Annotated in this window: 14 protein-coding genes and 1 pseudogene; 9 read left to right on the forward strand and 6 right to left on the reverse strand. The window is 53.6% G+C overall.

Translation table 11 applies throughout. The annotated features are described in order from the left end of the window. The first annotated feature begins 88 nt into the window (after positions 1 to 88). The 3 genes from clpS (at position 89) to QMN93_RS06975 (ending at position 3,636) form a co-directional block, all read left to right on the forward strand. A complete protein-coding gene (clpS, locus tag QMN93_RS06965; RefSeq protein WP_006174393.1) occupies positions 89 to 409 on the forward strand; it encodes an ATP-dependent Clp protease adapter ClpS in 321 nt (106 codons plus the stop codon). 27 nt (positions 410 to 436) lie between these two features. Further along, positions 437 to 2,716, forward strand: coding sequence for an ATP-dependent Clp protease ATP-binding subunit ClpA (clpA, locus tag QMN93_RS06970; RefSeq protein ID WP_023335109.1), 2,280 nt, complete (start codon positions 437 to 439; stop codon positions 2,714 to 2,716). A gap of 476 nt (positions 2,717 to 3,192) precedes the next feature. Then, positions 3,193 to 3,636, forward strand: coding sequence for a hypothetical protein (locus QMN93_RS06975; protein WP_323619525.1), 444 nt, complete (start codon positions 3,193 to 3,195; stop codon positions 3,634 to 3,636). Between the two features lie 144 nt (positions 3,637 to 3,780). On the opposite strand, the gene QMN93_RS06980 is transcribed toward QMN93_RS06975, so the two are convergent. Further along, a complete protein-coding gene (locus QMN93_RS06980) occupies positions 3,781 to 5,055 on the reverse strand; it encodes a hypothetical protein (protein ID WP_193138987.1) in 1,275 nt (424 codons plus the stop codon). A 122-nt stretch (positions 5,056 to 5,177) separates the two neighbouring features. Between QMN93_RS06980 and QMN93_RS06985 the strand changes: the two genes are divergently transcribed. From QMN93_RS06985 to QMN93_RS06995, 3 genes and pseudogenes are all read left to right on the forward strand, one after another. Continuing rightward, positions 5,178 to 6,731: a bifunctional UDP-sugar hydrolase/5'-nucleotidase gene (locus tag QMN93_RS06985; protein WP_193138988.1), complete on the forward strand. Its 1,554-nt coding sequence runs from the start codon at positions 5,178 to 5,180 to the stop codon at positions 6,729 to 6,731. Positions 6,732 to 6,753: 22 nt separating this feature from the next. Beyond that, on the forward strand, positions 6,754 to 7,269 hold the full coding sequence (locus tag QMN93_RS06990) for an aryl-sulfate sulfotransferase N-terminal domain-containing protein (protein WP_226852617.1): 516 nt from the start codon (positions 6,754 to 6,756) through the stop codon (positions 7,267 to 7,269). Positions 7,270 to 7,287: 18 nt separating this feature from the next. Next, positions 7,288 to 8,280: pseudogene (locus QMN93_RS06995) on the forward strand (aryl-sulfate sulfotransferase); the annotation flags it as partial. A 170-nt stretch (positions 8,281 to 8,450) separates the two neighbouring features. On the opposite strand, the gene infA reads toward QMN93_RS06995, so the two are convergent. The 5 genes from infA to trxB all read right to left on the reverse strand — a co-directional run bounded on the left by infA (position 8,451) and on the right by trxB (position 14,274). After that, positions 8,451 to 8,669, reverse strand: a complete 219-nt coding sequence (infA, locus tag QMN93_RS07000; protein ID WP_002211347.1) for a translation initiation factor IF-1 — start codon at positions 8,667 to 8,669, stop codon at positions 8,451 to 8,453. Positions 8,670 to 8,953: 284 nt separating this feature from the next. Beyond that, complete coding sequence (gene aat, locus QMN93_RS07005) at positions 8,954 to 9,658, reverse strand: leucyl/phenylalanyl-tRNA--protein transferase (protein ID WP_069303878.1); 705 nt, start codon at positions 9,656 to 9,658, stop codon at positions 8,954 to 8,956. 45 nt (positions 9,659 to 9,703) lie between these two features. After that, positions 9,704 to 11,425: a cysteine/glutathione ABC transporter ATP-binding protein/permease CydC gene (gene cydC, locus QMN93_RS07010; RefSeq protein WP_193138989.1), complete on the reverse strand. Its 1,722-nt coding sequence runs from the start codon at positions 11,423 to 11,425 to the stop codon at positions 9,704 to 9,706. Continuing rightward, entirely contained in the window at positions 11,425 to 13,191 is a 1,767-nt protein-coding gene (cydD, locus tag QMN93_RS07015) for a cysteine/glutathione ABC transporter permease/ATP-binding protein CydD (RefSeq protein WP_033145082.1), read from the reverse strand. Before cydD ends, cydC begins: the two co-directional genes overlap by 1 nt. A gap of 114 nt (positions 13,192 to 13,305) precedes the next feature. After that, entirely contained in the window at positions 13,306 to 14,274 is a 969-nt protein-coding gene (gene trxB, locus QMN93_RS07020) for a thioredoxin-disulfide reductase (RefSeq protein WP_032638969.1), read from the reverse strand. A gap of 544 nt (positions 14,275 to 14,818) precedes the next feature. Between trxB and lrp the strand changes: the two genes are divergently transcribed. The 3 genes from lrp (at position 14,819) to lolA (ending at position 19,902) form a co-directional block, all read left to right on the forward strand. After that, positions 14,819 to 15,313 carry a leucine-responsive transcriptional regulator Lrp gene (gene lrp, locus QMN93_RS07025; RefSeq protein ID WP_000228469.1) on the forward strand — a complete coding sequence of 165 codons (495 nt, stop codon included), beginning with the start codon at positions 14,819 to 14,821 and terminating at the stop codon, positions 15,311 to 15,313. A gap of 135 nt (positions 15,314 to 15,448) precedes the next feature. Then, positions 15,449 to 19,159 carry a DNA translocase FtsK 4TM domain-containing protein gene (locus QMN93_RS07030; RefSeq protein ID WP_323619533.1) on the forward strand — a complete coding sequence of 1,237 codons (3,711 nt, stop codon included), beginning with the start codon at positions 15,449 to 15,451 and terminating at the stop codon, positions 19,157 to 19,159. Between the two features lie 128 nt (positions 19,160 to 19,287). Further along, on the forward strand, positions 19,288 to 19,902 hold the full coding sequence (gene lolA, locus QMN93_RS07035) for an outer membrane lipoprotein chaperone LolA (protein WP_023310983.1): 615 nt from the start codon (positions 19,288 to 19,290) through the stop codon (positions 19,900 to 19,902). Positions 19,903 to 19,911 lie beyond the last annotated feature (9 nt).

Genomic DNA, 19,911 nt, shown 5'->3' on the forward strand with positions numbered 1-19,911 from the left:
TTGCAACAGTTTGTGACAGACATCGCGGATGACAGTAATAGATGATTGTTATCTAACATCTGAGGTAGATTCAAAGTGGTTATGCATAATGGGTAAGACCAACGATTGGCTGGATTTCGACCAGCTGGCGGAAGACAAAGTGCGCGACGCGCTAAAACCGCCATCTATGTATAAAGTTATGTTAATGAACGATGATTACACGCCGATGGAATTTGTTATTGACGTGCTACAAAAGTTCTTTTCTTATGATGTAGAACGTGCAACGCAACTGATGCTTACCGTTCATTATCGTGGCAAAGCTATCTGCGGCATCTTCACAGCCGAAGTGGCGGAAACCAAAGTGGCGATGGTGAACGACTATGCGAGGGAGAACGAGCATCCGTTGCTGTGTACGCTGGAAAAGGCCTGATAAGGCATAAAATTGGGGGAGGTGCCTATGCTCAATCAAGAACTGGAACTCAGTTTAAACATGGCTTTCGCCAGAGCGCGTGAGCACCGACATGAGTTTATGACCGTCGAGCATTTACTGCTCGCACTGCTTAGCAACCCATCTGCCCGCGAAGCGCTGGAAGCCTGCTCCGTGGATCTGGTGGCGCTACGTCAGGAACTCGAAGCCTTCATCGAACAAACCACACCGGTGCTGCCAGCCAGTGAAGAAGAGCGCGACACGCAGCCCACGCTCAGCTTCCAGCGCGTGCTGCAGCGCGCGGTATTCCACGTCCAGTCTTCCGGGCGTAGCGAAGTGACTGGCGCAAACGTCTTAGTCGCCATCTTCAGCGAGCAGGAGTCACAGGCTGCCTACCTGCTGCGCAAACACGAAGTCAGCCGCCTCGACGTGGTTAACTTTATTTCTCACGGAACGCGCAAAGACGAGCCTAACCAGGCATCGGATTCCAGCAATCAGGTCAATAACAATGAAGAGCAAGCAGGCGGGGAGGATCGTATGGAAAACTTCACCACCAACCTTAACCAGCTTGCTCGCGTTGGCGGTATCGACCCGCTGATTGGTCGCGATAAAGAGCTGGAGCGCGCGATCCAGGTGCTGTGCCGTCGCCGCAAGAACAACCCGCTGCTGGTGGGCGAGTCAGGCGTGGGTAAAACCGCGATTGCCGAAGGGCTTGCCTGGCGCATTGTGCAGGGCGACGTGCCGGAAGTGATTGCCGACTGCACCATCTACTCGCTGGATATCGGCTCGCTGCTGGCGGGCACCAAATACCGCGGTGATTTTGAAAAACGCTTCAAGGCGCTGTTGAAACAGCTGGAGCAGGACACCAACAGCATCCTGTTTATCGATGAGATCCATACCATCATCGGCGCAGGTGCGGCCTCCGGTGGCCAGGTGGATGCCGCGAACCTGATCAAACCGCTGCTCTCCAGCGGCAAGATCCGCGTGATTGGCTCCACGACCTACCAGGAGTTCAGCAACATCTTTGAGAAAGACCGTGCGCTGGCGCGCCGCTTCCAGAAAATCGACGTGACCGAGCCGTCCGTCGAGGAAACGGTGCAGATCATCAACGGCCTGAAGCCGAAGTACGAAGCACACCACGACGTGCGTTACACCGCGAAAGCGGTCCGTGCGGCGGTGGAGCTGGCGGTGAAATACATCAACGATCGTCACCTGCCGGATAAGGCTATTGACGTGATTGATGAGGCAGGGGCGCGTGCGCGCCTGATGCCAGCCAGCAAGCGTAAGAAAACCGTTAACGTGGCGGATATCGAGTCCGTGGTGGCCCGCATCGCGCGTATCCCTGAGAAGAGCGTTTCTCAGAGCGACCGCGACACGCTGCGCACCCTCGGCAATCGCCTGAAAATGCTGGTCTTTGGTCAGGATAAAGCCATTGAGGCCTTAACAGAAGCGATCAAGATGGCCCGCGCCGGGCTGGGGCATGACCACAAGCCCGTCGGTTCCTTCCTGTTCGCTGGCCCGACCGGCGTGGGGAAAACCGAGGTGACGGTTCAGCTCTCCAAAGCGCTGGGTATTGAGCTGCTGCGCTTTGATATGTCCGAGTATATGGAGCGTCACACCGTCAGCCGTTTGATTGGTGCGCCTCCGGGCTACGTGGGCTTTGACCAGGGCGGCCTGCTCACCGACGCGGTGATCAAGCATCCGCACGCGGTACTGCTGCTCGATGAAATCGAGAAGGCGCATCCGGACGTGTTCAACATTCTGCTGCAGGTGATGGACAACGGGACGCTGACCGACAACAACGGGCGCAAGGCGGACTTCCGCAACGTGGTGCTGGTGATGACCACCAACGCCGGGGTGCGTGAAACCGAGCGTAAATCCATCGGCCTGATCCACCAGGATAACAGCACCGATGCGATGGAGGAGATCAAGAAGATCTTCACGCCGGAGTTCCGTAACCGTCTGGACAACATTATCTGGTTCGATCACCTCTCTACCGACGTGATCCATCAGGTGGTGGACAAGTTCATCGTCGAGCTGCAGGTTCAGCTGGATCAGAAAGGCGTGTCGCTGGAAGTGAGCCAGGAGGCCCGCAACTGGCTGGCCGAGAAAGGCTACGACCGTGCGATGGGTGCCCGTCCGATGGCGCGCGTGATTCAGGACAACCTGAAGAAACCGCTGGCGAACGAGCTGCTGTTTGGCTCGCTGGTGGACGGCGGTCAGGTGACCGTGGCGCTGGACCAGGCGAAGAACGAACTGACGTACGATTTCCAGAGTGCGGCGAAGCACAAGCCGGAAGCGGCTCACTGAGTTAAACGTTAATCTAAAAAACCGGGCATTTGCCCGGTTTTTTTATGCCTGCCAAGGTAAAAGCAAAACGACAACAGTGTTGTCGTTTTTAGTGTTTTCTCCCTCTCCCTGTGGGAGAGGGCTGGGGTGAGGGCATCAGGCCGCAGAGGAATTTTGCGAGGCGCTTTCCAGTTTCTTTCGAAGTCAGTTGCTGGATAAATCCACAGTAATAAAATGGCGGCGCACCTGCAAAATCAAGTGTCAGGATTGGCGTCCTGATTACACACATATGGAAAGATGTTGCTCACAGCAATGTCACTGGTTTCGTTCACTCTTTTGTTAGCTGCGGTATAATCCGTACCTTCAAATATGGTGGGCTGAACCGGGGCTTCTTTTGAAGCGCCGATTTTCCATATGGTCGGTACGCCAAACCGGTTCAGTCTGCCACCCGAAGTTGGCGTTTCTGGTGGTAGTTTTCAGCATCTAATATGGAAATTATGATTATGGAAAACCAGTCTATCTCCCAGCTTTATAGCGAACTCTCCCTCAACCCCGATCTCCCAACCCTTGCAGAGCGCTGCAAACTGCTCACTGAAATCCTCCTCGACTGCACATCACTCCCACAAACGCAGCCCGTCAGCCGCTGCCTGGGTGCGTATCTGGAAGAAATGAAAGCTGGCCTCACAGAATCAATGCGTGATTTTCAGGTGGTGGAAATTGAGGACGAAGCGGAACAACCGCGACAAAAAGAGTGGCTGCTGGAAGATACCGAAACAAAGTGTGATTACTGCCGGGCGTTAAACCACATACTGCTGGTATCGCATTTCGACCGCGATATGTTGCCGCACCTGACGGGACTGCTGCATGACATAACGCATTCGATGGCCGCAGATGTCGTTGCACCTCAAAGTGCAAAAACGGTAATTCACATTATTTCCTGACGTCGATCCGAGGCGTCGGGGGAGTTCCTCTGACGCCAAAAGGATTAATCTTCGTAAAAATGGGTGTTACGGGAAGACGTTAATAACTATTGATGACAATAAAATAGTGCAGTTCGCTGCCGTACAGCTCGCGTTATGTAGCCCTTAACTGCCTGAATTTCCCTTCATCTGTTGGTTGTAAATACAGCCAAGACCCACTAAATGCTGGCTCACTACCCGCGCCCCAAAGTTATGACACTGTAATGACCATGGATGGGATTTCAGCCAGACAGCAAATGCAGTGCAGGATGCAAGTGAAATCAACGCGGGCTCCGCTGTACTCTGCTGTCCGGTCAGTAGGCCAATCATCTTGCATACCTCGCCATTATCCCAACGCTGCCACACATTTTTCCACCATCCCATTTTCCAGCTACCTGTAAGGCAAAATGCTTTGTCAGAGAGGTTGGCTTTTTCATTCTTTTCAGATACAAACCAAAGATCGGTTTTTCCAAGTCGGACTTCTGTTGACCAGGCAGTTATAGCCCCGCCGCGCAAAACGCACTCATGGGCGAGATAATGATCGGTTACACCCGGGAAGCGTCGTTTTAATCGCTGGAAATGACTGTGTATGGTAATGACAGGACGGACTATGCTTCCCCGGTCGTTTCGCTTAAGCTCGGCACTACCGTACTGAATTTCATCAAATTGACTCCGTTTAAGAAATTGCATTTCTTGCTCCCGAATAAGATCGGTATCGCTCGACGGTAGTATCGAAGAAGGGAAAGACTTAGAACCCTGATAGAGCAATGAATCACCTGCCTTCCAGTCGCAATAGTTGGTTGTTATTTGAATAATTTTGCCGGAGTCAGCATCGGCACTGATCACAACATACAGTTTCTGCCTGGTAGAATGACCCTGAAACGGTATAACCATTGTGGTCGTTGACACCCTTGTTAGCGCAGGGAGTGAAACATGCAGATCGCGCTCGAATCCGTTAACCGCTTGCGCAAGGACCCTTTGGTTTGTCGTTTCACCAGAGTGCATCCCTTGTTCGAGCTGGGAAAGAAGGGTGATATTTTTATTCCGGCCTACAGCATTGTCATAGTGTGGAGTAAATACATAACGGCAGGTACAACATTGAAAGCGGGGTGTTCTGGCTTTTGTGTATCCATAGCGAATGATGTGTGCTGTAAAACAGCGGGGACAACCTTGTCCTGTATTTCCTAATTTTCGTTGCATGAATTGACTGAACCACTCGTCACATTCTTTTGTATTAAACAGTGGAGGAAGACTGCCACATTTTTGACATTCAAGTGCAGTGTAGCCCAGACGATAAACAGGAAAAACATAATCACTCGCATCTGGTATTCCGAGATTTGGACATGACCAGCTTTTACAAACATTGAGATCTATTTTTGGAGCGGATTCCATGTGCTTCACCAACTGATTCTGTTAGTCGTAAATTTTCGCGTCTCCCTTTTCCATATGTCGTGAGAAGGCTCACAAAATCTGTTTTTTGCTAATCGATAATGAAATTCTTTCTTTAATTCGAGAGTTAAAAAATGAAAAAAACAGTAATCGCGGTTTTATTACTATCGGGATATGCTTCGCTAAGTCCAGCGCAGGAAGTTACCGTCATTTATACCAATGACCTGCATGCACATGTTGAGCCCTATAAACTCCCTTATGTTGCAGAGGGTAAAAGAGCTGTTGGTGGCTTCGCAAATATTGCGACTTACGTCAAGCAAGAAAAGCAAAAGAATAAGGCTACTTTTTATTTCGATGCTGGAGATTACTTTACCGGTCCATACATTAGCAGCCTGACAAAAGGGCGGGCAATCATAGATATTATGAATACAATGTCATTTGATGCTGCGTCTGTCGGCAATCATGAGTTCGACCATGGTTGGGATAATACGCTGATACAGCTCAGCCAGGCTAAATTCCCGATACTGTTAGGTAACGTGTTTTATAAAAATAGTAATGTCCTTTTCTGGAATAAGCCGTATACAATCCTTGAAAAGGATGGCGTTAAAATTGGGGTCATTGGGTTGCATGGCGTATTCGCTTTCGATGATACCGTTTCATCGTCAATGCGTCAGGGTATTGAAGCGCGTGACGAGGTGAAATATCTCCAGCGTTATCTGGATGAACTATGTGGAAAAGTAGATATAACCGTTGCACTCATGCATGAAGGTTTCCCTGCACGCCAGTCCAGTATCGGCAATACTGATGTCAAACGCGCCCTTGATAAGGATATCCAGACGGCGAAGCAGGTGAAAGGACTGGATATTCTGATTACCGGACATGCGCATGTTGGGACGCCGGAGCCGCTTAAAGTAGGTAACACGCTGGTGCTTTCGACTGACAGCGGTGGGATTGATATTGGTAAGCTGGTCCTGGATGTGGATCTAAAAAAACATCACAACAAAATAAAAAGCTTCGAACTTAAAACCCTTTATGCTGATGAATGGAAACCCGATCCGGCAACTCAGAGTGTTATTGATAGCTGGAATAAACAGCTCTCCGAAACGGTTCGCCAAAAAGTTGGAGAGACGCCTGTTACGCTTACGCGCGCCTACGGGGAATCATCTTCGCTGGGCAATTTATTTACCGATGCAATGCTTGCCGCTGCGCCTGATGCGCAACTGGCGCTCACTAATTCAGGTGGTCTGCGGGCTGATTTGAATGCCGGTCCGATAACCCTCGGCGATGTTATTAGCGCGTTCCCGTTTCCAAATGAGCTTACCGTAATGGATTTGAATGGGAAATCCTTACGAAATCTTATGGAGCATAGTGCTTCACTCACTAACGGTGTTTTGCAGATGTCGAAAGGACTGGAGATGCGCTACGACCAACATAAACCTGTCGGGCAACGCGTTGTGCTACTTACGCTTAATGGCAAGCCAATTGTAGACTCTGATACCTATCGCGTAGCGACAAATAGTTTCCTTGCCCCTGGTGGCGATGGTTTTACTGCATTCATTGATGGTCAGAACAAACAGGTAAAAGGTGGATATAACCTTTCCAATGCGGTTATTGATTATCTGGTGAAAGGAAATAAGATCATTCCCCAACAGGTGAATGAGATGCGAGTAAAAGAAGTTACACAGTAATAATTAACAACAGGTGAATAATATGGCAATTACTTATCTTGGAATGGAACTCGCCCCTGCTAACAACCAGCTTGCGGTCTATCTGAAGTTTATAATTGATGAGGCGATAACATATTCCTATACGGTACTGGGAAGATCGACTAGCACGACAAGTTTAGACTTTACGTATTCTTCAAATGACATTGTCTCTTTACCTGAGATAAAAATCCCGGTTATTGGACTGTATGCAAACTACCTTAACCAGGTGCAGGTTGTCTTTAAAAACCTTAGCGGAGTGGAAGTTTTTAATCAAACCATCCAGGTAAGCACACAGGAACAACTCTACCGCGATGGGACAATTTTCCATATCGATATTGAGCAAACGGATCCCGCTAACTTCACGACCGTATGGGGAAACAGTTGGTTAATGACTACCAATTGTGATGGCTACGACCGGAACGGCGATCTTCGCTGCTATTATGCTCAGCCCTACCGTAATCAGATGCTAAAAACGCATAATGGTTATTTCTATATCGGCAGTGATGAAGATGAACACTAGTATGGGCGACGCTTTTTCAAAATCGATATTTTGGGCAACGAGATTCTGGAGTTTGATTTACGTGACCACGATGGTAACCGCTACGCTAACACCCACGATCTGATTTGGGATTCCGCCGATAATCTTTTCATGATTGGTAATGATAACCCGGACCGTTCGACTAACACGATGAGACAGGACGCATCAATTTTAAAATTTGATGAAAAGACAGGCGTGATGCTGTGGGCAAAAAATTATACCCGTGCATTTGATAATACTCAGATCCTGAATAACAGCCCCACAAACGATGCTCACCTTAACTCGCTTTCCTGGATCCCCGCAGGCGAGGCAAATGCTGAAGCGATTGTTGTCCATACTCGCTCTGCAGGCCTGACGTTTGGTATTTCTCCTGCCGACGGCAAGATATTATGGAGTATTAATACCGGGGGATTTAACAGTAATTTTGCAGCAGGACAGGGCGTTACGCAGATAGATACTTCCAGTATTGAGAGTTTTGAAAATGGCGCTCATACCGTATTCGTCACTAAAAATAGCGCTTTTGCTGGGTTAAGCAATGAGACTGAAGGAAAATTTGTTCTTTCGCTCTTTGATAATCGCTCCTGCGTTGATAATGAAGGCAATGCGGTTACTCGAGATATTACACGTGATTCAACGACTGATTCTTACAAAACCGATCCTGCGAGAGTCATGTTCTATGCTGTTGATCTCGTCGCCAATACAGCAACCCAGGCATGTAGCATTATCCAGTTACCCTCCGATCGTGTTCCTCAGGTCACTGATTTTATGGGGGCAGCAATAGATTATGGTGACTACTATGGCATCTACACCAACCACGCACGCTCTTTCTTTATCAGCGATGCAACTGGCCATATTATTGCCACAATCTACGATCTGATTTGCTCGATGGATGGCTATCCAGAGTTCTCTGGTGAATGCTACCGGGCAAGGTTGTTTGCAAAAGACGAGCTTGATGCTTTGATAAATATAGGTTATCAGGTGGCAAACGGCTGATAGCATAGCCAGACACAGCCATTAAAAGGGCATTGCTGTCGAACAGACAGCCCTGACGCTGAATCGAACGGACAAATAATTGTTCAAATAATAGCCTGCAGCACAAAAAAGTAAGGCCGGGAAAATCCCGGCCTTAATTAATATTCATCTGCCATTACAGGCGAAAACAATTAGCGACTACGGAAGACAATGCGGCCTTTGCTCAGGTCGTACGGGGTCAGTTCAACAGTCACTTTGTCGCCCGTCAAAATGCGGATGTAGTTTTTGCGCATTTTACCGGAGATGTGCGCAGTTACCACGTGACCGTTTTCCAGCTCTACGCGAAACATGGTATTAGGCAACGTATCAAGTACGGTACCCTGCATTTCAATATTGTCTTCTTTGGCCATCTAATCCTCTGGGGTATCACTACCAAGTTTTGAACCGGCAAGATAATGCCGAAATTCATCAATTAAGTAAAGAATTGCGCGATTAAAACGCAGCAAAACAGTTTCGGCGCATTGCCCAAGCGTCACGGTACAACCGAACAGGAAGCGCATTCGTAAAGGGGAGACAACAGGATAAACGTCAGGACGTTATCTGAAGCGAGGGTCCCAAACGGCGGCGGGGCAACAGGCAGAAGCTACTCTGCGGCATAATTATAACACCCTCACAAAAAATATGCGGAAAACATTTAGGCATTGGGCATAAAGAGCGTTCTCGGTATCCAGAAGTCGCGCGGAAGCTTCTCCTGACGGCTGACGTCCAGATGCTCGATATACTGGCGTCGCGGGATTTCAACAGCACCCAGCGAGGCCGTGTGCTCGTTGAGCACCTGACAATCGATCAGGCGTCCGCCGCGCTGGGCAAACGCCTCGCAGAAGACCAGCAGTGCGGTTTTCGAGGCGTTAACCGCACGAGAGAACATCGACTCGCCGCAAAATAGCGTGCCTTGCGCCACGCCGTACATGCCGCCGACGAGTGCTCCGCCTTCCCACACCTCGATGGAGTGGGCATAGCCAAGCTCGTGGAGCTGGTGGTAGGCGGTAATGATATCGCGGGTTATCCATGTCCCTTCATAGCGGTCTTCAGCGCAGCCTTCAATGACCTGACCAAAGGCGTGATTGAGGGTGACGCGGTAGGGTGATTTCGCATGGAAACGCTTCATGCTGCGGCTCGCGTGAAACTGCGCTGGCCACAGCACGGCACGCGGATCGGGGGACCACCATAAAATCGGATCGCCGGGGGAAAACCAGGGAAATATACCGCGCTGGTACGCCATCAAAAGCCGTGCGGGACTGAGGTCACCACCAAGGGCCAGCAGCCCGTTGGGCTCACGCAGCGCCCCTTCCGGAGAAGGGAACGCGATGTTATGACGAGAAAGCTGGACCAGGCGCATGACAGCAAAACTCCAGTACGCGAGTAAGGACGCTACAAATATAGTCTACAGACGCTGTTTAAACTGGTAGTAGCGACCCTGTTTCGCCAACAGCTCTGCGTGACTACCTTGCTCAATAATGTGTCCGTTGTCCATCACAATTATCCGATCAAAACTCGCCAGTCCGCGCAGGCGGTGTGTGACCATCAGCACGGTTTTGCCGGTCATAACATTTGCCAGTAAATCAAGGATTTGGCTCTCGGTGGTGGCATCCAGCCCCTCGGTGGGTTCGTCGAGCAGCATCAGCGGCGCATCGTGCAGCAGCGCGCGCGCAATGGCCAGACGGCGCAGTTCACCGCCGGACAGCTGACGGCCGCCTTCGCCCAGCCAGCTGTTTAGCCCGTCGTCCTCAAGCAGCTTTTGCAGTCCGACCTGCTCCAGCACGGCGCGAAGCGCATCATCAGAGGCCTCTGGCGCGGCCAGCAGCAGGTTATCGCGCAGTGTGGCGCTAAACAGATGCACGCGCTGCGGAACGACGCTCACCGTCTTGCGCAGGGCCTGCTCGCTAAAATCAGTCAGCAACGTGTTATTAAAACGAATCTGGCCGCGCTGCGGATCCCAGGCGCGGGTCAGCAACTGCAGCAGCGTCGATTTACCACAGCCGGTACGGCCGAGGATCGCAATCCGCTGTCCTGCGTTAACAGAAAGGTTGATACCGTCCAGCGCGTTCTGCGCCTGCTTGTCGTAGGCGAAGGTGACATCTTCAAGCGTCAGCGCAATCTGCTCTGGTACCGCGGTTTGCCCGGCACTGAACGTGACTTCAGGCTCCTGTTCGGCAATCTGCGTGATGCGCAGGGCAGAGGCGATCACCTGACCAAGATGCTGGAAGGCGCCCGTCACCGGGGCCAGCGCCTCAAACGCCGCCAGCGCGCAGAAGACGAAAAGGGCAATAAGAGGACCCGGCTGTGAATTCCCCCCGACATCGCCGGAAGCCAGCCAAAGCATGGCAATCACCGCCACGCCGCCGATTAACATCATCAGCGCCTGAGAGAAGGCCGTCAGCTCCGACTGGCGGCGCTGGGCCTCATGCCAGTTAAGCTCCGTACTTTCCATGCGGGCGCGATAGCGCTTGCTGGCGCCAAAAATCGTCAGCTCTGCCTGCCCCTGAAGCCAGGAGGTGAGCTGCTGACGGTAGTCTCCGCGCAGGCGCGTCAGGTTTTCCCCGGTGGATTTCCCGGCGCGGTAAAACAGCGGCGGCAGAATGATGAGCGTCAGCAGCATGATCCCGCCCAGCGTCAGCGCAACGGAAACATCCAGAACAGACAGCCCCAGCGTGACCACCACAATCACCACAAACGCGCCCACGATCGGGGAAATCACGCGCAGGTAAAGGTGATCCAGCGTGTCGACATCCGCAACGACACGGTTAAGTAACTCACCCTGACGAAAACGCGCCAGCCCGGCAGGGGAGAGGGGCAGCAGTTTGCTGAAGGTGTAGATGCGCAGGTGCTGCAGCACGCGGAAAGTGGCGTCGTGGCTGACAAGACGTTCGAAATAGCGCCCGGCTGTACGGGTGATGGCGGTACCGCGAACACCGGCAGCCGGGAGCATATAGTTGAAGCTGTATAAACCGGCAAAGCCCGCGACGGCCGAGGCCGACAGGAACCAGCCGGAAAGCGTGAGCAGGCCAATGCTGGCGAGCAGCGTGACAATCGCCAGCACAATCCCCAGCGTCAGCATCCATTTGTGGCGTTTATAGAGCGCAAGATAAGGCAGCAGAGCACGCATCAGATGTCCTCCTGACGGTTCGCCAGCAGGGCGGCAAACGGTCCCTGGGCGGCAACGAGAGAGGCGTAATCGCCTTGCTCAACAATACGGCCGTTCTCCATGACCCAGATCTGGTCCCAGTCGGCAATCCCCTCCAGCTGATGGGTAACCATCAGGGTGGTTTGCTGCCGGGAGGCGGCGTTCAGGGCCTCCATTACGCGCTGTTCGCTGTGCGCGTCCAGGCTGGCGGCGGGCTCATCCAGCAGCATCAGCTGACAAGGATTCAACAACGCGCGGGCAACGGCCACGCGCTGCGCCTGTCCGACCGACAGCCCGGCGGACTGGTCGCCGACCACGGTATCTACACCTTGCGGGAGCAGGGGCAGAAACTCGCTGACCCAGGCGCGGTCGAGCACCGACTGCAGTTCATCTTCACGCGCGTCCGGGCGCGCCAGCAGAACGTTTTCACGCAGCGTTGAGGCTGGAAGCTGCGGGTTTTGTCCTACCCAACTGAGCTGTTTACGCCAGGCGTCTGGATCGAGGTTGCGCAGTTCGGTTTTGTTGATCCGCAGTGAACCCGTGTAGGTCATAAAGCCGGATAGCGCATTCAGCAGAGAACTTTTACCGGAACCGCTGGTGCCGACGAGCACCACCCGTTGTCCGGCAGGTAAGGTAAAGTTCAGCGGACCCGCGAGCACTTTGCCTTCGGGTGACAGAATAGAAAAGTCCTGCGCTTCAATCGTCACGGGGTCTTTAGCATTCAGCGTCACGTCACCCCGCTCCGGGTGTGCCAGCGGCGTTTCCAGGAACGTTTTCAGACTATCGGCTGCGCCAACTGCCTGCGCTTTGGCGTGATAGAAGGTTCCCAGATCGCGAAGCGGCTGGAAAAACTCCGGGGCCAGGATCAGCGCCAGGAAGCCGGCAGAAAGGGTTACCGCCGTGCCGTAATGGCCGAAATCCAGCGCGCCAAGGTAGGAGAAGCCGAAGTAGACCGCTACGAGGGCAATCGACAGCGAGGTAAAGAATTCCAGAACGCCTGAAGACAAGAATGCAAGGCGTAAAACTTCCATAGTGCGCTGACGGAAGTCCTGCGATGCCTGGCGAATATTTTCGGTTTCCGCTTCACCGCGGCCAAAAATGCGTAACGTCTCCATACCGCGAAGACGATCGAGGAAATGACCGCTCAGGCGACCCAGAGCCAGGAAGTTACGGCGGTTGGCATCCGCTGCCCCCATGCCGACCAGCGCCATGAACAGCGGGATCAGCGGGGCGGTGCCCATCAGAATCAGCGCAGCCATCCAGTTCACCGGGAAGATGGCGATCACGATCAGCAGCGGAACGAAGACGGCAAGGGCCATCTGCGGCAGATAGCGTGCATAGTAGTCGTGCATATCGTCAATCTGCTCAAGGATCAGCGTCGCCCAGCTACCGGCAGGTTTACCCTGGATCCACGCGGGCCCGGCTTCCTGAAGACGATCGAGCACCTGGCGGCGGATCTCGTAGCGGATATGCTGTCCGGCGTGAAAACCGACGCGCTCACGCAGCCACACCACCCAGGCGCGCAGGATAAAAATCAGGATCAGGACAATAAAGGGCAGCAACAGCGCTTCGCGCGGGATGTTCTCCATGATCATGTGATTAAGAATGCGGGCCAGCAGCCATGCCTGGGCAACAATCAACAGACCGCTAACGAATCCCAGGAGACGGGAAATCGTAAGCCAGCGGCGGGAAATAACGCTTTGCTGTTTCAGCCAGCGTGTTAACTCTTGTTGACGGGTTTTTTCCATTGCGTACTTTGCAGGTGACGTTATTAGAAATTGGGCAGCGCAATGTTACAACGGGGAGACAATAAAGGCGACTTATCGCCGCCTTTATTTACGTTTGTTACTGACTTGTAAAGATTATTTACCTTGTTCAGCCAGTCCATCGAGGTAGCGTTCAGCGTCCAGCGCGGCCATACAGCCGGTGCCAGCGGAGGTAATCGCCTGACGATAAATATGGTCCATTACGTCGCCAGCCGCGAACACGCCCGGGATGCTGGTCTGGGTCGCGTTACCGTGAATGCCGGACTGCACTTTGATGTAGCCGTTTTCCAGCTCCAGCTGACCGTCGAAGATCGCGGTGTTCGGGCTGTGACCGATCGCCACGAACAGACCCGCCACTTCAAGCGTTTCGACGTTATCGGTGTTCTGGGTATCACGGATACGCAGACCGGCAACGCCCATCTGGTCGCCCGTCACCTCTTCCAGGGTACGGTTGGTGTGCAGCACGATGTTGCCGCTGGCCACTTTATCCATCAGACGTTTGATCAGGATCTTCTCCGCGCGGAAGGTTTCGCGACGGTGGATCAGGTGCACTTCAGAGGCAATGTTCGCCAGGTAGAGCGCTTCTTCCACTGCGGTGTTGCCGCCGCCGATGACCGCGACTTTCTGATTGCGGTAGAAGAAACCGTCACAGGTTGCGCAGGCAGAGACGCCGCGGCCTTTGAACGCTTCTTCAGATGGCAGGCCGAGGTAACGGGCAGAGGCGCCGGTAGCGATGATCAGCGCGTCACAGGTGTATTCGCCGCTGTCGCCCGTCAGGCGGAACGGACGGTTCTGCAGATCGACCTTATTGATGTGGTCGAACAGAATTTCAGTTTCGAATTTAGCGGCATGCTCGTGCATACGTTCCATCAGCAGCGGCCCGGTCAGGTCGTTCGGGTCCCCTGGCCAGTTTTCCACTTCGGTGGTGGTGGTCAGCTGACCGCCTTTTTCCATGCCGGTGATGAGTACCGGGTGCAGGTTAGCGCGTGCAGCATAGACCGCTGCGGTATATCCCGCAGGTCCAGAACCAAGGATTAGCAGCTTACTGTGTTTGGCCGTGCCCATGAGATCCCCATTGTTGTTGGCAGACATTTGGCTGGATTGTAGGGAATTTGTTGTCGTAAAAAAAGAGCGCAGCAATTTTGATATCAATCTGTGTAATAGCCACGGGCGATGAATGAGGCGCTATAACATCACGCTTTCGCCTGAAAACCGGTCGTTTGTAAGGCAATAAAATGAGGATTAATACCCTGCCGTAATGAATATCCGGCATGTTGTACTAAAAAACGATGTTTTGCTTTGACAATCCCCTGCGCTTTTGCGAAAACATTCAAGGAAGAAAAAAAACCGCGTTAACCGTATGCCGCATAGGCATGCACGTAAATGCCATTTTTACCGGGTCAGTGAAATCTACGCATGGCGTGGACAGACGCCATACGTGATGTCGGTGACTGCCTTCGGGCAACGGTCTTCTTACCAACAGAACCCGAATCCGCATCGCGTCTAATACAAAACCAGGCGATGTGATGACTAACGGGTACAGGCTCTGAACAGTGACGTGCACAGGGTCCAGGCAGGAGTAGGGAAGGAATACAGAGAGACAATAATAATGGTAGATAGCAAGAAGCGCCCTGGCAAAGATCTCGACCGTATCGATCGTAACATTCTTAATGAATTGCAAAAGGATGGGCGTATTTCCAACGTCGAGCTTTCAAAACGTGTGGGACTTTCCCCGACGCCGTGCCTTGAGCGTGTGCGCCGACTGGAAAGACAGGGTTTCATTCAGGGCTATACTGCTCTGCTGAACCCGCATTATCTGGATGCCTCACTTCTGGTATTTGTTGAGATTACTCTGAATCGTGGTGCGCCGGATGTGTTTGAGCAATTTAACGCCGCTGTACAAAAACTTGAAGAAATTCAAGAGTGTCATCTGGTGTCCGGTGATTTCGACTACCTGTTGAAAACCCGTGTGCCTGATATGTCCGCCTACCGTAAGCTGCTGGGGGAAACCCTGCTGCGTCTGCCAGGCGTGAACGACACCCGTACATATGTGGTGATGGAAGAGGTCAAACAGAGCAATCGTCTGGTTATTAAGACGCGCTAACACGGAACAGGTGCAAAATCAGCGTAGTTTGATTACACTCCTGTTAATCCATACAGCAACAGTGCCGGGGAGTCCCGGCGCTGTTGTCCGTTTTAGCAAAAAGGCAGGATATGCCTGATACCTGGAGAGCCTTTTTTGAGCCAGGAATACACTGAAGACAAAGAAGTCACACTATCGAAGCTAAGCAGCGGACGTCGTCTCCTCGAGGCTTTGCTGATTGTTATTGCCCTTTTTGCCGTCTGGCTGATGGCAGCCTTACTCAGTTTCAACCCCTCAGATCCCAGCTGGTCACAAACTGCATGGCATGAGCCTATCCATAATTTAGGCGGTGTCCCCGGTGCCTGGCTTGCGGACACGCTGTTCTTCATTTTCGGTGTGATGGCCTACACCCTTCCCGTCATTATCATTGGCGGATGCTGGTTTGCGTGGCGTCATCGTCAGAACGATGATTACATCGACTATTTTGCCGTGTCGCTGCGCCTGATTGGCGCGCTGGCGCTGATCCTCACCTCGTGCGGGCTGGCGGCAATCAATGCGGATGATATCTGGTACTTCGCCTCTGGCGGAGTGATCGGCAGTTTACTCAGTTCTGCGCTGCAGCCGATGCTGCACAGCAGCGGCGGCACGCTGGCGCTGCTCTGTATCTGGGCGGCCGGGCTGACGCTGTTTACCGGCTGGTCCTGGGTGAGCATTGCCGAGAAGATCGGAAGTTTTATCCTCACCATTCTGACTTTCGCCAGCAACCGTACCCGCCGTGACGATACGTGGGTTGATGAAGACGAATACGAAGATGAAGAGGAAGATGACGCGCCTGTGCAGCGTCGCGAGTCTCGTCGTGCGCGTATTTTGCGCGGCGCGCTGGCGCGTCGTCAGCGTGTTGCAGAGAAATTTGCCAACCCGCTGGGTCGTAAAACCGATGCGGCGCTCTTCTCCGGTAAACGCATGGATGAAGACGAGCAGGTGGCGTATCGCGCTGCGGGTGTCGCCGTCGATCCTGACGATGTGCTCTTCTCCGGCAGCCGGGCCACTCCGGGTGACTTCGACGAATACGATCCGCTGTTAAATGGCCATTCGGTTACCGAGCCGGTTGCGGCCGCCGCAGCCGCGACGACCGCTGCGCAGGCGTATGCCGCGCCTGTCGACGACGTGATGCCATCCGCGCCGGTTTCGCCGCCTGAATCCGTTATTCAGCAGCCTCAGGTTGACTGGCAGACTGCGCCAGGCGTTCACACGCCGGAGCCGGTTATCGCACCTGAACCAGAGAGCTACATCCCTGTGCAGCAGGAGCAGTGGCAGCAGCCATATCAGCCGCCGCAGCCTTCGTATGAACCACAAGAGTACCCGCACTATGAACAGCCTGTGGCCCAACCTTATCAGGAGTATGTGCCTGAACCGGTTGAACCTGTGCAGCCTTATGTAGAGCCGCAGCCTGAACCTGAAATCGTGGAAGAGGTAAAACCCTCTCGTCCGCCGATGTACTATTTTGAAGAAGTTGAAGAGCGTCGCGCGCGTGAACGCGAGCAGCTGGCGGCCTGGTACCAGCCTGTGCCTGAACCGGTGCAGGAGCCGGTGACGAAAGCGCCTTCTGTTTCCGTTCCACCGATCGACCCGACGCCTGCAGTCGCACCTGTAGCGGAAAGCGTGAAGCAGGCTACCGCGGCCGCTGCCGTGGCTGCACCTGTTTTTAGCCTGGCAACCAGTGGCGCGCCACGTCCTCAGGTGAAAGAGGGGATTGGTCCGCAACTGCCTCGCCCTAACCGCGTTCGCGTTCCAACCCGTCGTGAGCTTGCCTCTTATGGCATCAAGCTGCCTTCCCAGCGTATGGCGGAAGAGAAAGCGCGCGAGCCTGAGTACGAAGATGACGCCGATGAAATGCAGCAGGACGAGCTGGCCCGTCAGTTCGCCGCGCAGCAGAATCAGCGCTACGGTAATGAATACCAGCACGATGAACCTATGCTGGAAGACGAAGAGGACGCGGCTGAAGCAGAACTGGCGCGCCAGTTTGCCGCCACCCAGCAGCAGCGCTATTCAGGTGAACAACCGGCTGGTGCAAATCCGTTCTCGCTGTCTGATTTTGAATTCTCGCCGATGAAGGATCTGGTGGATGATGGCCCGAGCGAGCCTTTATTTACCCCTAGCGTGATGCCGGAAGCTGAGCCTGTGCGCCAGCAGCCAGCATCACAGGCCTACGCGCAGCCGCAGCAGCCTGTTCAGCAGCCGTATGCGCAGCCGCATCAACCTGTTCAGCAACCGCAGCAGCCACCACAGCCGCCGCAGTTCCAGCAGCCTGCGCCTCAGCCGCAGGAAAGTCTGATTCACCCTCTGCTGATGCGTAACGGTGACAGCCGTCCGCTGCAGCGTCCAAGCACGCCGCTGCCGTCTCTGGATCTGTTAACGCCTCCGCCGTCAGAAGTGGAGCCGGTCGATACCTTCGCGCTGGAGCAGATGGCGCGTCTGGTTGAAGCGCGTCTGGCTGACTTCCGCATCAAAGCGGACGTGGTGAACTACTCGCCGGGTCCTGTGATCACCCGTTTTGAACTGAACCTGGCGCCCGGCGTTAAAGCCGCGCGTATTTCCAACCTGTCCCGCGACCTGGCGCGTTCTCTCTCGACCGTTGCGGTACGTGTGGTGGAAGTGATACCGGGCAAACCGTACGTTGGCCTTGAGCTGCCGAACAAGAAACGTCAGACCGTCTACCTGCGTGAAGTGTTGGATAACACCAAATTCCGGGATAACCCATCTCCGCTGACGGTGGTGCTGGGTAAAGATATCGCTGGCGATCCGGTAGTCGCGGATCTCGCCAAAATGCCTCACCTGCTGGTAGCGGGTACCACAGGTTCCGGTAAGTCTGTTGGTGTGAACGCCATGATCCTCAGCATGCTCTATAAAGCGCAGCCGGAAGATGTGCGTTTCATTATGATCGACCCGAAAATGCTCGAACTGTCGGTCTACGAAGGCATCCCGCATTTGCTGACCGAAGTGGTCACCGATATGAAGGACGCCGCCAACGCCCTGCGCTGGAGCGTCAACGAGATGGAACGCCGCTACAAGCTGATGTCTGCGTTGGGCGTGCGTAACCTGGCCGGTTATAACGAGAAAATTGCCCAGGCAGTGCGCATGGGGCGTCCGATCCCGGATCCTTACTGGAAGCCGGGTGACAGCATGGATGCCCAGCATCCGGTGCTGGAAAAACTGCCTTATATCGTCGTGCTGGTCGATGAATTCGCTGACCTGATGATGACCGTCGGTAAGAAAGTAGAAGAGCTGATTGCCCGTCTGGCGCAGAAAGCGCGTGCGGCCGGTATTCACCTTGTGCTGGCGACCCAGCGTCCTTCCGTGGACGTGATCACTGGTCTTATCAAAGCGAACATCCCGACGCGTATCGCCTTTACCGTATCCAGTAAAATTGACTCCCGTACCATTCTTGACCAGGGCGGCGCAGAGTCGCTGCTGGGTATGGGTGACATGCTCTATTCCGGCCCGAACTCCACCTCTCCGGTGCGTGTCCACGGTGCGTTCGTCCGCGATGAGGAAGTTCACGCCGTCGTGCAGGACTGGAAAGCGCGCGGTCGTCCGCAATACGTTGACGGTATTACCAGCGACACGGAAAGCGAAGGCGGCGGCGGTGGCTTCGACGGCGGCGAAGAGCTGGATCCGTTATTCGATCAGGCGGTTAACTTCGTTACCGAAAAACGCAAAGCGTCCATCTCTGGCGTGCAGCGTCAGTTCCGCATCGGCTATAACCGCGCGGCGCGCATCATCGAGCAGATGGAAGCGCAGGGCATTGTGAGCGAGCAGGGGCATAACGGTAACCGCGAGGTGCTGGCACCGCCGCCGTTTGATTAACCTTCAGCGATTGCAAAGAAGGGTAAATCAGCCAAAATTAAGCATTTTCTTCTGTCGCCTGCCTTCGGGCAGGTCCAGAATAGAAGACGGAAACCCCATATCGGGAAGACGTATTTTAAGGAATAACAATGAAAAAAATCGCCATCGCCTGTGCATTACTCACCAGTTTTGTCGCCAGCAGCGTCTGGGCTGATGCAGCCAGCGACCTTAAAAGCCGACTGGATAAAGTAAGCAGCTTCCACGCCAGCTTCACGCAAAAAGTGACTGACGGCAGCGGCAACGCGGTGCAGGAAGGTCAGGGAGATTTGTGGGTAAAACGCCCAAATCTGTTCAACTGGCACATGACCCAGCCGGATGAGAGCATCCTGGTCTCTGACGGCAAAACCTTATGGTTCTTCAACCCGTTCGTTGAGCAGGCAACGGCGACCTGGCTGAAAGATGCCACCAGCAATACGCCGTTTATGCTGATTGCCCGTAACCAGTCCAGCGACTGGCAGCAGTACAATATTAAACAGACGGGTGACGAGTTTGTCCTGACGCCGAAAGGCAGTAACGGCAACCTGAAGCAGTTCACCATTAACGTAAGCACCAACGGTACGATTAATCAGTTTGGCGCGGTTGAGCAGGACGATCAGCGCAGCAGCTACCAGCTCAAGTCTCAGCAAAACGGCGCCGTTGATGCATCGAAATTCACCTTTACCCCGCCGCAGGGCGTAACGGTGGACGACCAACGCAATAAGTAAGAGGCGTGA

Origin of the sequence: Enterobacter sp. R-1.6.2, assembly GCF_035064085.1 — a bacterium.
In the GTDB taxonomy this organism is placed as follows: domain Bacteria; phylum Pseudomonadota; class Gammaproteobacteria; order Enterobacterales; family Enterobacteriaceae; genus Enterobacter; species Enterobacter asburiae_B.

Excerpts from the sequence above, each read along its gene's own strand:
- clpS (WP_006174393.1), top strand. The coding sequence starts at position 89 with ATGGGTAAGACCAACGATTGGCTGGATTTCGACCAGCTGGCGGAAGAC.
- clpA (WP_023335109.1), top strand. The coding sequence starts at position 437 with ATGCTCAATCAAGAACTGGAACTCAGTTTAAACATGGCTTTCGCCAGA.
- QMN93_RS06975 (WP_323619525.1), top strand. The coding sequence starts at position 3,193 with ATGATTATGGAAAACCAGTCTATCTCCCAGCTTTATAGCGAACTCTCC.
- QMN93_RS06985 (WP_193138988.1), top strand. The coding sequence starts at position 5,178 with ATGAAAAAAACAGTAATCGCGGTTTTATTACTATCGGGATATGCTTCG.
- QMN93_RS06990 (WP_226852617.1), top strand. The coding sequence starts at position 6,754 with ATGGCAATTACTTATCTTGGAATGGAACTCGCCCCTGCTAACAACCAG.
- infA (WP_002211347.1), bottom strand. The coding sequence starts at position 8,669 with ATGGCCAAAGAAGACAATATTGAAATGCAGGGTACCGTACTTGATACG.
- aat (WP_069303878.1), bottom strand. The coding sequence starts at position 9,658 with ATGCGCCTGGTCCAGCTTTCTCGTCATAACATCGCGTTCCCTTCTCCG.
- cydC (WP_193138989.1), bottom strand. The coding sequence starts at position 11,425 with ATGCGTGCTCTGCTGCCTTATCTTGCGCTCTATAAACGCCACAAATGG.
- cydD (WP_033145082.1), bottom strand. The coding sequence starts at position 13,191 with ATGGAAAAAACCCGTCAACAAGAGTTAACACGCTGGCTGAAACAGCAA.
- trxB (WP_032638969.1), bottom strand. The coding sequence starts at position 14,274 with ATGGGCACGGCCAAACACAGTAAGCTGCTAATCCTTGGTTCTGGACCT.
- lrp (WP_000228469.1), top strand. The coding sequence starts at position 14,819 with ATGGTAGATAGCAAGAAGCGCCCTGGCAAAGATCTCGACCGTATCGAT.
- lolA (WP_023310983.1), top strand. The coding sequence starts at position 19,288 with ATGAAAAAAATCGCCATCGCCTGTGCATTACTCACCAGTTTTGTCGCC.